We start from the raw sequence: 12,801 nt of genomic DNA, 5'->3' as shown, positions 1-12,801 counted from the left end.
CACCGTCGGTGTATCCGGGACGCACCATTGTTACCGCATTCACCTGATCGATGACTACGTGTGTCCGCCTTTGGCTCTCCGGCACACCTCTGACCAGGCAAAGCATGGGTCCGGGTTCGGTTCGGCTTGACCCGGCCCGGGGCACCCCTCGGGCGCGCACTCCACGAAGACGCGCGTCACACCGGGCGACCTACCGGAAGGGTCCGATGACCAACCTCGACGACGACCGCGCGGCCCAACGCGGACTGGAGCGGCTGAGCCCCTTCGAGCTCAAGGAACATCTGATGGACCTGGCGGGGGACTCCTCGCGCAAGAGCGCCCACGCCATGCTCAACGCCGGACGCGGGAACCCGAACTGGACCGCCGCCCCGCCCCGTGAGGCGTTCTTCCTGCTCGGCAGGTTCGCCGTCCTGGAGTCCCGCCGCACCTGGAACGAGTGGCCCGCCGTCGCGGGGATGCCCGCCTCCGAGGGCGTCGGCGAGCGCTTCTCCCTGTTCCTCGACCAGAACGCGGGCGAGCCCGGAGCCGACCTGCTCCGCCGCGTCCTCAACCGGGTGGAACCGCACCGCCGCGACGAGGTCCTGCACGAACTGGTCGACGGCGTCATCGGTGACAACTACCCCGTGCCCGACCGCATCCTGCCGTTCGTGGCCGAGTCGGTGCACGAGTACCTGGTCCGGGCGATGGGCGACCACGCCCCCGAGACCCCCTACGACCTGTTCGCGGTCGAGGGCGGCACCGCGGCCATGTGCTACGTCTTCGACTCCCTCCAGGCGAACCGTGTCCTGCGCCGGGGCGACAGGATCGCGCTGATGACACCGATCTTCGCCCCCTACCTGGAGATCCCCCGCCTGGACCGCTACGACTTCGACGTCGTGGAGGTCAGCGCCTCGCGGGGCACCGAGAGCGACTTCCACACTTGGGACTACGAGGACGCCGAGCTGGAGAAGCTGGCCGACCCCTCGGTGCGCCTGGTGTGCCTGGTCAACCCGAGCAACCCGCCCTCGGTGGCGTTGTCCGAGCACTCCCTGGAACGCGTTCGCGACATCGTGGAGCGGCGCAACCGCGACCTGGTGATCGTCACGGACGACGTGTACGGCACGTTCGTGCGCGGCTTCACCTCTCTGATGGAGGTGTGCCCGCGCAACACCCTCGGCGTGTACTCGTTCTCGAAGTACTTCGGTGCGACCGGCTGGCGGCTGGGGGTGGTGGCCCTCCAACCGGACAACGTCGTGGACGACCTGATCGCCCGTTTGGACGGGGAGGACACCGAGGCGGTCCGTCGGCGCTACGCCTCGTTGTCGCTGGACGTGCCGGGGATGCGGTTCATCGACCGCATGGTGGCCGACAGTCGGTCCGTGGCGCTGAACCACACCGCCGGACTGTCCACGCCCCAACAGGTGCAGATGGCGCTGTTCGCCCTCTTCGCCCTCACCCACGCCGACGAGGAGTACCACGCACCGGTCATGAGCGTGCTGGACCGGCGGCTCGCCGCGCTGTCCGAGGGGCTGGGCGTGCCCCTGCCCACCGACACACGTCGCGCGGGCTACTACGTCGAACTCGACCTGCTGTCCTGGGCCGAACGCCACTGGGGCGCCGAGTTCGCCGAATGGACGCGCTCGAACCACGAACCGGTGGACCCGGTCCTGCGCCTGGCCCGGGAGGACGGGGTGGTGCTGCTCAACGGCGGCGGCTTCGACGGCCCGGAGTGGTCCGTGCGGATCAGCCTCGCCAATCTCGACCACGAGGCCTACGAGCGGATCGGCCGCGTCCTGAGGGAGATCGGTGAGGAGTACCACCGGAGGTACACCGAGGCCACCGACCGCACCTGAGACCCCGAGAACCGCGGCGGGGAGACCGGGACATGCGGGCCCGATTCCACCACGGCCCGGGAGGGCGTCCTACTGACGGTGGTGGGGCCACACGGCGGCGAGATCGTCCGGGCTGCAGGGGCCCGACGGCGCCGGGTCCGCCTGGGGGGACCGGCCCCTCACAAGGACCGGGTCTTGTCCCCCGGGACGGCCTCTGGTCATATGGAGGAGGTTGACCGGCATCACGGTATCCACTGGCGCACAGAGCACGCGCGGGCGTGCCACCAGCGGTTCGGCGCGCGCACGGGGCGCGCGCCGAACCGCACCGCCGTGCGCCCGCGCCGGAGGTGACATGTCGTACCGACTACGGGACGGTGCCCGCGGCGCCCTCGTCGCGGGCCTTCCCCCGGCCCTGGGAGCCAGGCTCCGCCCCCTGGTGCCGCACCTGACCGAGGAGGCCGTGGAGGCCATCCGGCGACGGGCCGAGGCCCACGCCCAGGCGTTGGAACCCCCGCACGTGGAATCAGTCCGGGCGGTGATCGGGGCCGCCGTGCACGCCTTCCTGGACCGGATCGAGGAGGGCGGGCAGGCCCCACGCCCAGGAGACGGCGAGGTCGTCTCCGCCGCCGAGCGCACCGGCGCGATCGAGGGGACCTTCCGCGCGTTCGGGGCGGGTGAGGCCCGGCAGGGACGCGGCCTGGAGTGCCTGCACACCGGTATGCGCACGTCGGCCGCCGTGGCGTGGCGTCGGTTGGCCGAGGCCGACTCGATCGACCGGGACCAGATGGCCGCGCTCGGCGAGGCGCTCTTCGCGTTCCAGGAGGAGATCTCCTCGGCCGCGGCCGAGGGGCACGCCCAGGTGCGGGGTGCCGGGGTGGAGGCGCTGCGACGGCGCCGCTCCAGGCTGCTGGAAGTGCTGTTGGCCGAGTCCGGGACGGAGCCGGAGGCGCGAACGGTCTCCTCCCTGGCTCGGGCGGCGCGGTGGCGCGTGCCCGAGCGGGTGGCCGTGGCCCTGCTTTACCAGGAGGGGTCGGGAGGCGACCCAGCCCTGCCCTCGGACGTGCTGGTGGACCTGGACCGTCTGGAGCCGTGCGCGCTGGTGCCCGACCCGCAGGGCCCGGGCAGGTTGAGGTCGTTGGAGCGGTCGCTTCGGGGCTACCGCGCGGTGCTGGGACCGCCCGTGCCCCTGGCCGAGGCCCCGGCGTCCTTGTCGAGAGCGCGCGAGTTGGCCGAGCTGGCGCGGGCCGGGGTGGTGTCGGGGCAGGGAGTGCTGCGGTGGAGCGATCACCTGCCAGCACTCCTGCTGTCACGGGACACGGCGCTGGTCGCGGAGCTGGCCCGGGTGCGGTTGGCCCCAATGGCTGGGATGCGGGAGCAGCAGCGGGAGCGGATGGCCGACACCCTGCTCGCGTGGTTGGAATCGGGGTTCAACGCCAACGAGGCGGCGGAACGGTTGCGCGTCCATCCGCAGACCGTGCGGTATCGGATGCGGCAGCTGGAGGAGCTGTTCGGCACCAGGCTGCGGGAGCCCGGCGCGCGCTTCGAGTTGGAGCTGGCACTGCGGGCGCGCAGGCTGTTGGGTCCCCTGGAGCGGGACCGGTGACATACCGAACAGTCGGGATGTTCCCCGCGCGGTGGTGCGCGGGGAACATCCTGGGAGCCCCCTCGGGGGCCTGACAGCGGGCCTGCCCGGGTCTCGGGCGGGTCAGCCCCGGGGAGCCAGTGCCCTGACCACCGCCGCCGGGTCAGTGCCGGGCGGGCCGATCGGTGCGATCACCGGGGTGTCCACGCCCGCTTCGACGTAGGCGCCGATCCGTTCACGGCAGTGCTCGGCCGGTCCGTGCACGACGAGTTCGTCCACCACCGAGTCCGGGATCGCGGCGAGTGCGCCCTTGCGGTCCCCCTCCTCCCACGCCTTCCACATGGGGCCGAGCTCCTCCCGGCCCAGCCACTCGTGGAAGGCCCGGTACACGGGGACGTTCAGGTACGCCGAGATCGCCCACCGGCCGATCCCCCGCGCGGTGTCGGGGTCGGTGTCGGGCACGGCGAAGATCCGCGCCACGATCTCCTTGTCGTCACCGAACTCCCGCACGATCGGCGCGACCGTCCGCACGTCCTCGGCGGACAGCCAGTTGAGGATGGCGCCGTCGGCCTCCCGGCCGGCCAGACGCAGCATGCCCGGGCGCAGCGCGGCCACCAGGACGGGCGGCACCCGCTCGGGGACGGCGCCGAGGGTGAACCCCCGCACGGAGAAGGTGTCGTAGTCGGCCCTGACCTTCTCACCGGTCAGTGCCTGGCGCAGGAAGCGCACGGTGTCGCGGACCCTCTTGTAGGGCTCCTCGAAGGGGAGGGAGTTCCAGCGCTCCACGATCACGTTCGAGGAGGTGCCCACCCCCAGCACGAACCGGCCGGGTGCGGCGGCGGCCATGGTGGCGGCGCTCATGGCCAGGGTGGCGGGGCCGCGCGTGTAGACGGGCACGATCGCGGTGCCCAGTCGCAGGCTCGGCGCCCACACGCTGGCCAGGGCCAGCGGGGTGAACGCGTCGGTGGCGTTGGCCTCGGACGACCACACGTCGGTGTAACCGAGGTCGGGCAGGGCCTCGAACAGTGAGCGCTGGTCGGTCAGGGGGACGCCCTCGAAGGGAACGGTGATGCCCCAGCGTTCGGTCATGGTGGCTCCATGGGTCGGTGGGCGGACCGAACCGGGTTCGGTCCGGTGTGGCACGACCGTACCCTTCGCCGAGGGCCGCACAGAAGACCGCACCCCGCCCGTCGGGGCGTATGTTCGGTGCGGGGCCCGCCCGGGGGGCGGGCCGGAACGGAAGACCCCGAGAACGAAGGAGGCCATCCCCGTGGCCAAGCCACCCTCTCCCTACGACTTCCTGCCCGACGTCGACGCGTTCACCGTCACCAGCGACGACGTCAAGGACGGCCAGGTCCTGTCCTTGGCGCAGGTCAGCGGGATCATGGGTGCCGGGGGCGAGGACGTCTCCCCGCACCTGTCCTGGAGCGGGTTCCCCGAGGGGACCCGGAGTTTCGCCGTGACCTGCTTCGACCCGGACGCTCCGACCGCCAGCGGCTTCTGGCACTGGTCGGTCTGCGACATCCCCGTCGAGGTGACCGAGTTGGCGGCTGACGCGGGCAACGGTTCCGGTCTGCCGGAACAGGCGATCACCCTGCGCAACGACGCCGGGAGCCACCGCTACATCGGTGCGGCCCCGCCCGCCGGGCACGGCCCGCACCGGTACATGTTCGTGGTGCACGCCGTGGACGTCCCGAGCCTGGGCATCGACGCCTCCGCGAGCCCGGCCTTCCTCGGCTTCAACCTGTTCTCGCACGCGATCGGCCGCGCGGTCCTCACGCCCACGTACGAGCAGGACTAGGGGGTCTCGCCCCCGCCGCCGGAGGGCGGGTGACGCACCGAGCGCGTCACCCGCCCTCTGCCCTTCCTCCCGGGGCCGGTGAGTACACGCGCGAGAGGCCCGTTCGGTTGTCCTGGCAACCGCATCCGGCCAATCCCGAGCCGAGGGGGCACTCCCCCGTCTAGGCTCGGGCCCAGCCCCTCGGCCCACTCGAATCTCGCTCGGAAGGGTTCAGCCGGTGCCACAGCAGACTTCGAGGAAACCGACCGTCGTGGTGACGACGGCGGGCTCCGCCCCCACACCCGGAACCATCCTGCGCCTGCGTGAGAACGGTTTCCGGGTGGTGGCCACCGACCTGGACCCGGCCGCGCCCGGCCTGTACCTCGCCGACCGCGGCTGCCTTGTGCCGCCGGGCGACAGCGAGGCCTTCCTGCCCCGGATGCGTTCCCTGTGCGCCGAGGAGGACGCCGCCGCCGTGGTTCCGCTGGTGGACGAGGAGCTGGTCCGGGTGATCGACCTGGCCAAGGACGGTGTGGCGGTCCTGTTGCCCCGCCTGGAGTTCGTCACCACCTGTCTGGACAAGTACGCCCTCATGCGGCAGCTGGAGGACGCGGGGATCGGTGTGCCCCGCACCTGGCTCGCCTCGGAGTGGCCCACCGACGCCGCCGACCGGTCTCCGGGCGGGCTGATCGTCAAACCCCGCAGCGGCCGGGGCAGCCGGGGCGTGATGGTGGTCGACTCGGCCCGCGACATGGCCCGCGTGGTCTCGGAGAGCGGCTACGCGGCCGACGACCTGATCGTGCAGGAACGCGTCACCGGCCCCGAGTACACCGTGTCCGTCGTGGTGTGGCGCGACGGCGACGTGCAGGCCGTGGTGCCCAAGGAGGTCCTCCTCAAGCAGGGGGTCACCAAGTACGCGGTCACGCGGCGCCACCCGGAGGTCGTCCGCACCTGCCGGGCGGTCCAGAACGCCCTGCGCGCGGACGGGCCGTTCAACGTCCAGCTGTGCCTGGACGACGAGGGACGGCCCAGGGTCTTCGAGATCAACCCCCGTTTCTCCTCCACGGCGGCCCTCACCGTGGCCGCCGGGGTCGACGAGATCACCGGGCTGCTCCGCCAGGCCGTGTGCGACGGTCCCCGGCTCACCGACGAGTGGCGCGAGGGGGTGGCCATGGTGCGGCACTGGACCGACGAGTTCATGTCCGAGGAGCGGTTCGCCTCCCACGGGATCTCCCCAGCGCCGACACCGACCGCGAGCGGCGGGGGTTTCTCCCTGCCCGGAGCGGTGAGCACCGGCGAACGTTCCGCCACCTTCCCCGCGCGGGCCCGATGAGCAGTCGGCACGAGCTGTCCGAGGCGATGGCGAACGCGGTGGTGGAGGTCGGCGGGCTGCTGCGCACGTGGCGTTCGGACCCGACCGCGCGCGACGGGGTGTGGGAGGGAAGCCAGTTCAAGGCCGAGGCCGACGCGAGGGCGCACCAGGCGCTCTCCCGAAGGCTCACCGGTATCGACGCCAGCATCCCGGTGGTGAGCGAGGAGGACCCGGACTCGCTCACCCGGGAGCGACCGCCCCGGTACTGGCTGATCGACCCCATCGACGGCACCGCCAGCTACGCGCACGGATTCGACGGGTACGTGACCCAGGCCGCGCTGGTCGTCGGGGATCACCCCGAGGTGGCGGCCGTCTTCGCACCCGAGTGGGGCACCCTCTACACGGCCGTGCGCGGGCGGGGCGCCCGACGCGACGGAAGGGCGCTGCCCCAGCAGCTCCCCGCCCCTCCAGGCCGGGGGGTGCTCACCGACAACACCCCCGAGCCCTCGGGCGTCGCCCGGCGCGTGTACGACCGCTTCGGCTACGTCGGGTACCTCGAGAGCGGGAGCATCGCGCTGAAGCTCTGCCGGATCGCCGAGGGCGACGCCCAGCTGTTCGTGAAGGACGTTCCGGTCCGCGACTGGGACGTGGCCGCGCCCGGTCTGGTACTGGCCGAGACGGGGGGTCTGCTGACCCGTCTGGACGGCTCCGGGTTCACCTACCGGGGGGCCTTCGAGCACACCGGTCTGGTGGGCGCCGCCGATCCGTCCACGTGTCGTGCGGTGTCCCGTTGGTTAGCGCTTTGACCTGCGGTGAAACCACGCCTTCGGGGGTGGTTCTCAAGCCGTCCGAACTGGTGACCCGGGGCCCTTTCGCGCGCCGAACACGGCGCGTATCGTGTGGGAACCAACGCGCCTTTGGGGGTGGGAAGTGGAGGCCCAACGTCTGCCGCTGAACCAGATGCGCGCCTCGGACACCGAGCGGGACCTGACGGTCGACCGCCTCGCGGTGGCGTTCTCCGAGGGCCGTCTGGACCACGAGGAGTACGAGCGCCGTGTGGGTGCGGCCCTGTGCTCGGTCATGGTGGGTGAACTGCGTTCTCTCACCGCGGACCTTCCCGAACCAGAACTCCCGGTGCCGCAGCCCAGGTTCCATCGTGAGTCACGCCCTTCCCCCGAACCGGCCGGTGTGCTGGTGCCCTGGGAGGAGTGGGGCGAGGAGTGGCGCTGGTGGCTGGGGGTGGCCGGGGCGCTGACCGGTGTCTGGGGTGTGGCGAGCCTGCTCGGCGGCGAACTGGTTCCGTACTGGCCTCTGGTCCCCCTGGGGATCTGGGCCGCGGTGCTGCTGGCCTCCGCGATCTGGCCCAGCGAGGAGAACCCTCCCTGACCCCGCGAGCGCGCTGACGGCCCCGGGTGGCCCGCCCAGGGGGCCAGTGCCGGTCCTCAGAATCGGAGTCGGCCCGGCTGGCACGCTGGCGGCTCCCGTCGGGCCCACTCGAGTACCGGCCGCCAGTCCACTGGCCGAAGCGGCCCGTGCAGATGCTGAGGTCCCCGTTGGGTCGCGCGCGAGCGCGCTGACGGCCCCGGGTAGGCCCATCCGGGGGCGGATGCCAACCCCCAGGAGCGGACCCGGACCGGGCGTACAAGGGGTCCCCGGTACTTCCACTCGGCAACCGCCGCGAGCTACCAGGGCTGGTCCCGGCGCGGGCGCGTAGTGGCGGCTCCCGTCGGGCCCACTCGAGTACCGGCCGCCCGTTCAGCCAGGGTCGGTTCTGGCCATGGTGAGGTCCCCGGTGGGTCGCGCTCCTGGACCGGCGCCAGACCTCAGGGCCGCAACGGACCCGGGGCACGGTGCGGACGGTGCGCGAGCAGGGCACCGGTTGTCCACAGGCGTGCGTCGTCTGACTGGTGTCGTCCGGGGCCGGAGGGCGATACTCGACATATCGGGGGACTCGCGCCCGCGCCCGCATGGCGCTGCCCGGAGAAGGTCAGCCGACCGCGTGCAGCCAGCGCACGGGGGCGCCGTCGCCCGCGTAGCGGAAGGGTTCGAGTTCCTCGTCCCAGGCACGGCCGGTGAGCCGGTCGAGTTCGGCGGCGAGTTCGGTGCCCTCGGCGGCGGCCGTGGCCATGGCGGCGCGCAACCTGCCCTCGGGAACGAGTACCTCACCGGCGGCGCTCGTGACGGCGGTGAACACGCCGAGGGAGGGCGTGTAGCTGTAGCGCACGCCATCGCAGCCGGGCGACCCATCCTCGGTCACCTCGAAGCGCAGGCGCTGCCATTCATTGAGCGCGGAGGCCACCGCCGCCGAGGTCCCCGGCTTCCCCTGCCAGTTGAGCTCGGCACGGTGATTGCCGGGGGCCGCTGGCTGGGCGACCCAGTCGAGTTTGACGGGTACTCCAACAACGCCCGCGACCGCCCACTCGACATGTGGGCACAGCGCCGCCGGCGCGGAGTGGACGTACAAGACGCCACGTGCGGACACCGAACCTCCTGATACGAACGAGTGCGCTTCCCCGACGCCCTCGTACTCGAGAAGGTTGCATACCCGCCTGAATGCCTTTTGCCCCATTGTGCCCCAATGGCACCCTGAGAACCATCTCGCACGCTGGTATTTTCCAGCGTTCCCACCGCGCCCGTGGCACCCAGTGATTAGCGTGTGCCCCAAGCGGCGACAGGGAGTCCGATCATAGTGGGGGCGGATGTGCCAGACCAGACTCGAGAGGGCATCCACTCTCCGGAAGCCCACGACAGAAACGCCCATCAGCACTGTTCAGGGTATGTTTCTACCACTTCCTTGCCGGTTCCGGCCACAACCGGCCCCGCCCCGGCACCCCCTCCCGCTCCCCCTCCCGAGTCGGTCGAGCCCACCGACGCCGAACTCGTGCTGGGTGCCTGCCACGGCAGGGCCGACGCCTGGGAGGCCATCGTGGACCGCCACCTGGCCATGGTGAACGCCATCGCCCGGTCCTACCGGCTCCCCCAGCAGGACCGCGAGGACGCCGTCCAGACGGTCTGGCTCCGCCTCAACCAGCACCTGCCCCGCCTCCACACCCCGCACCGGCTCGCATCCTGGCTGCGCCGGGCCACACACACGGCCTGTGACCGCCAACGGCTGCACCAGCGGCGCTTCGTCGCCACGGACCCCTCGGACATGGACGGGTACGCCCACGACCAGGACGACCCCGAGCTCCGGTACCTGCGCGACGAACGGCACGCCGCGCTCCACCGCGCCGTCGACGGTCTCACCGACCCGGTGGACCGCCGGGTCGCACGGCTCTACCTCGACGACTCCCCCGACGCCGGACCGATCTCCCACCGGACCACCCCGAACCAGCGGCGGCACCTGATCCGTCAGCTCCGCCGCTCCCTTCGAGTGAACACAGATCCGAGTGAAAGGCGTGCGTGAACCGTGCGGAACGACCCAGACCCCACTCAGGACCGAGCCGGTCGGGCCGCCGCGCTGGCCGCCTTCGACCGCTCCTTCGACGCGGCCAGGATGGCCAGAACCGTCCGTGACACGGCCCCTTCCCCCACACGACCACTCCAACGCGACGAGCAGGGAACCGCTCCGAGCGTCCTGAGCTTTGACCTGGACGGCGTCCACCTCGACCTCCAGGTACGCGCACGCGGCGACCAACGTGCCCTGTCCGGACTGGTCAGCGGCGAGTTCGACCACGTGGACGTGCGGCTGCGGCGCCCAGACAGCACGCTCCTGCTGTTCGTCGGGCTCGACGGCCGCTTCGACACCTCCGTGCCCGCCGGGCCGCTCTGCCTGGTCGTGGAACGCCCCGACCACCCCGCGACGGTCACGGACTGGTTCACCGTCTGAGACCGGCCCCGAGGAACGGGAAACGGATACGACCCGAACCCGGTTTTCTCCGTGTGCCAACTCACCGTCACGTGTCTGGCTTCGCCCCGGTTCGCCCCACCTCGCCGCCGATCGGTTGTCCACAGGTTGACGCGGGCCACTCCCGCTCGAACGGACACGCTGCTATCACTGGAGTTGATCGGCCCCCTGGCGAAAGAAGGCTGCCGGACGTGCTCCCCAGCGCAACGCCCGCCCGCTCGACCACAAGCCCTCCCCCGGACGACCCACCGTTCCTGGCCACCGGACGCGCTCTGCTGGCGCAGGTGACCCAGGGCGTGCGGTTGGCGCAGACCGGACGCTTCGATCAGACCGTGGTGCTCCTCGACGACAGCAGAAGGCGCCTGCGCGGCCACCCCGTCTCCGAACTCGACCCGGTGCTGCCCGGGGTGCTGACCGACCTCGGGCTGGCACAGACCATGTGCGGGCGGTTCGGCCCGGCCGCGGACCACCTCAACGAGGCGGTCTCCCTCGCCGACGCGCGCCGTCTCCCCCTGCTCGGGCTGGTGGCGCGGCACAACCTGGGCTGCCTGGACCTGTACCGGGGTGACACCGCCGCCGCCCTGACCACCTTCCACGAACTCACCCATCAGATGCCCGACGACCGCCAGGACCCGCTGCGGGTGGACCTGGCCGAGGCCCTGCTCGCGGTCGGGTTGGTGGAGGAGGCCGGGCGTGTCCTCGCGGAGGCCCCGTGGCGGGCCGACGAGGACGACACCGCGCGCGTGCTGGTGGAGGCCAAGCTCCGTCTGCTGGAGGGCGACCGCTCGGGTGCGCTCCACCTCACCCGGAGGGTGCGCGCGGGTCTCGGGCCGGGCTCCCTCTGGCACCGCCTGGCCGGGCGACTGGAGGGGGTGGCCGAGGCCGCCACCCGGAGCCCGGCACCGGCCAGGAGGGCCAGGGACCTCCTGGAACTCCGCGTGCCCGCCGTGGCGCAACCCTTCGCCCGCGAGCCCGCAGATGGCACGGATAGCGCGGATGGCGCAGGTGGCGTGACCGGCACGGGCGGCGCCAGTGGCGTGGCTGGCGGAGGGGACGGCTACCGGAACGCGTGGGACGTCGCCGGAAGGCGGGGACGGCTCACGGACGCGCGCCGGGCGTTGGACCGTCTCGCCGAGCGCGGAGCCCCGGCGCCCGGACCCTGGTTGGGGAGCGCGGACCGCGATCCCCACGTGATCCGGGCCGGGCTGGAGAGCTCCCTGCTCGCCGGTGACCCCGCGACCGCCCTGGAGTGGGCGGAGATGGGTCACACCTGGGCCGACGGACTGGCACCGGCACCGGACACCGCCGCCGCTCCCAGGATGGCTGACCCGACCGGCCGCTACCGTCTGGCCCTGGGACGCGGCGCCGGGCCCGAGGCCCACCACCACGCGCGGCGCTGGGAGTCGGCTCACTGGCGGGCGCCACGGACGGAGGGCGGCGGAGCACGCCAGCACCGTCTCCCGGTGCTGGAGGCGCTGATGGAACGCCTGGAGGGCCGGGCGTTCGTCCACTACACGGTGGCGGGCTCAGAGGCCGTGGCACTGGTAGCGGTCGCCGGACGGGTGCACGCGCGCGGGCTCGGCCCCCTCGTGCGCATCCGTCGGGCACTCGGCCGGTTCGTCCACGAGCGGACCGTCCCGGTTCCCCACGCACGCTCCGCGACGCGCACGGACCCGTTCCGTCTCCCCAGTACACCCGCGCCGCCCGCACGGTCGTCCCCGGCGGACCTGGTCTCCTCGACCCTGCTCGGCCCGGTCCTGCCCCTGACCGGAGACCGGCCCCTGGTGGTCACGGCCGCGCCGTACCTGGGCGACCTGCCGTGGGGGCAACTCCCAGCCCTGCGAGGACGGCCGTTGCGCCTGGTGTCCACGGCGAGGTCGTGGGCCGAACGGCCAGCCACCCGACCCGGTCGGGACAGAGTCCTGCTGGTGTGCGGGCCGGAGCCCCGCATGGCCCGGCTGGAGGTGGCCGCCCTGGCCGGGGTCCACCCGGGCGCACGGGTCCTGGTGCGCGCCGGCCAGGCACGGGTCCTGGACGCCCTCGCCCACTGCGACCTCGCCCACCTGGCCGGCCACGGGAGCATCGGCGACCGGACACCCATGCTCGACCGGTTCGACCTGCGCGACGGGCCGCTGCTCGCCTGCGACCTGGCGGCGCTCAACACCGCCCCCGCGCTGGTCGTCCTGTCCAGCTGCTGGGGAGGGCACGGCTTCGGCGGCGCCCCCGGGCGATCCGGCGGCTTCGTGGGCGCGCTGCTGGCCCGGGGCACCCGAACGGTGGTGGCCAGCCCGGTGCCGGTGGACGACGAACGGACCGGGGTGGCCATGCGTGCCTTCCACCGGGCGCTCGCCGACGGCGCCGAGGTGTCCGAGGCCGTGGCGGACCACCTCGGGCACCTCGGCTTCTGCTGCTACGGGACCTGAGGACCCGGGGCGCGGCGGTCCTTGATCACCGCCGCGCCCCGCGGGT

The 12,801-nt window shown here is 72.5% G+C and carries 11 protein-coding genes; 9 read left to right on the top strand and 2 right to left on the bottom strand.

Going from position 1 to position 12,801, the window contains the following annotated elements; genetic code table 11:
• Positions 1-206: 206 nt before the first annotated feature.
• Together KBX21_RS04845 and KBX21_RS04840 are read left to right on the top strand one after the other, a co-directional pair.
• Entirely contained in the window at positions 207-1,832 is a 1,626-nt protein-coding gene (locus KBX21_RS04845; protein ID WP_210841084.1) for a bifunctional aspartate transaminase/aspartate 4-decarboxylase, read from the top strand.
• A 331-nt stretch (positions 1,833-2,163) separates the two neighbouring features.
• Positions 2,164-3,414 carry a CdaR family transcriptional regulator gene (locus KBX21_RS04840; RefSeq protein ID WP_210841083.1) on the top strand — a complete coding sequence of 417 codons (1,251 nt, stop codon included), beginning with the start codon at positions 2,164-2,166 and terminating at the stop codon, positions 3,412-3,414.
• A 102-nt stretch (positions 3,415-3,516) separates the two neighbouring features.
• Here the strand turns inward: KBX21_RS04840 and KBX21_RS04835 are convergent, their stop codons facing one another.
• On the bottom strand, positions 3,517-4,482 hold the full coding sequence (locus KBX21_RS04835; protein WP_049576027.1) for an LLM class F420-dependent oxidoreductase: 966 nt from the start codon (positions 4,480-4,482) through the stop codon (positions 3,517-3,519).
• A gap of 181 nt (positions 4,483-4,663) precedes the next feature.
• On the opposite strand from KBX21_RS04835, the gene KBX21_RS04830 reads away from it, so the two are divergent.
• The 4 genes from KBX21_RS04830 (at position 4,664) to KBX21_RS04815 (ending at position 7,871) form a co-directional block, all read left to right on the top strand.
• Positions 4,664-5,194 carry a YbhB/YbcL family Raf kinase inhibitor-like protein gene (locus tag KBX21_RS04830; RefSeq protein WP_049576021.1) on the top strand — a complete coding sequence of 177 codons (531 nt, stop codon included), beginning with the start codon at positions 4,664-4,666 and terminating at the stop codon, positions 5,192-5,194.
• Positions 5,195-5,444: 250 nt separating this feature from the next.
• Entirely contained in the window at positions 5,445-6,506 is a 1,062-nt protein-coding gene (locus tag KBX21_RS04825; protein WP_210841237.1) for an ATP-grasp domain-containing protein, read from the top strand.
• The gene (locus KBX21_RS04820) at positions 6,503-7,291 is read left to right on the top strand and encodes a 3'(2'),5'-bisphosphate nucleotidase CysQ (protein WP_210841082.1); all 789 of its coding nucleotides are present in this window, start codon (positions 6,503-6,505) and stop codon (positions 7,289-7,291) included. The genes KBX21_RS04825 and KBX21_RS04820 overlap by 4 nt, the downstream gene beginning before the upstream one ends.
• A 124-nt stretch (positions 7,292-7,415) precedes the next feature.
• Positions 7,416-7,871, top strand: coding sequence for a DUF1707 domain-containing protein (locus KBX21_RS04815; protein ID WP_049576010.1), 456 nt, complete (start codon positions 7,416-7,418; stop codon positions 7,869-7,871).
• A 601-nt stretch (positions 7,872-8,472) separates the two neighbouring features.
• Here KBX21_RS04815 and KBX21_RS04810 read toward each other — a convergent pair.
• Positions 8,473-8,967, bottom strand: coding sequence for a DUF3145 domain-containing protein (locus KBX21_RS04810; RefSeq protein ID WP_049576006.1), 495 nt, complete (start codon positions 8,965-8,967; stop codon positions 8,473-8,475).
• Between the two features lie 312 nt (positions 8,968-9,279).
• Here KBX21_RS04810 and KBX21_RS04805 point away from each other — a divergent pair, with 312 nt between their 5' ends.
• From KBX21_RS04805 to KBX21_RS04795, 3 genes are all read left to right on the top strand, one after another.
• Positions 9,280-9,891 carry an RNA polymerase sigma factor gene (locus KBX21_RS04805; protein WP_210841081.1) on the top strand — a complete coding sequence of 204 codons (612 nt, stop codon included), beginning with the start codon at positions 9,280-9,282 and terminating at the stop codon, positions 9,889-9,891.
• 3 nt (positions 9,892-9,894) lie between these two features.
• Positions 9,895-10,314, top strand: coding sequence for a hypothetical protein (locus KBX21_RS04800; protein ID WP_049578759.1), 420 nt, complete (start codon positions 9,895-9,897; stop codon positions 10,312-10,314).
• A gap of 209 nt (positions 10,315-10,523) precedes the next feature.
• Positions 10,524-12,755 (top strand): CHAT domain-containing protein, encoded by a 2,232-nt coding sequence (locus tag KBX21_RS04795; RefSeq protein WP_307869150.1) that lies wholly within the window; start codon positions 10,524-10,526, stop codon positions 12,753-12,755.
• The last annotated feature ends 46 nt before the right edge of the window (positions 12,756-12,801 follow it).

Source organism: Nocardiopsis sp. B62 (genome assembly GCF_018070675.1).
GTDB lineage: Bacteria > Actinomycetota > Actinomycetes > Streptosporangiales > Streptosporangiaceae > Nocardiopsis > Nocardiopsis prasina.
Note: the sequence above shows the minus strand (reverse complement) of the source record. Positions and strands in the feature narration are given on the sequence as shown.

Coding starts and splice junctions, on each gene's coding strand:
- KBX21_RS04845 (WP_210841084.1), top strand. CDS start 207: ATGACCAACCTCGACGACGACCGCGCGGCCCAACGCGGACTGGAGCGG.
- KBX21_RS04840 (WP_210841083.1), top strand. CDS start 2,164: ATGTCGTACCGACTACGGGACGGTGCCCGCGGCGCCCTCGTCGCGGGC.
- KBX21_RS04835 (WP_049576027.1), bottom strand. CDS start 4,482: ATGACCGAACGCTGGGGCATCACCGTTCCCTTCGAGGGCGTCCCCCTG.
- KBX21_RS04820 (WP_210841082.1), top strand. CDS start 6,503: ATGAGCAGTCGGCACGAGCTGTCCGAGGCGATGGCGAACGCGGTGGTG.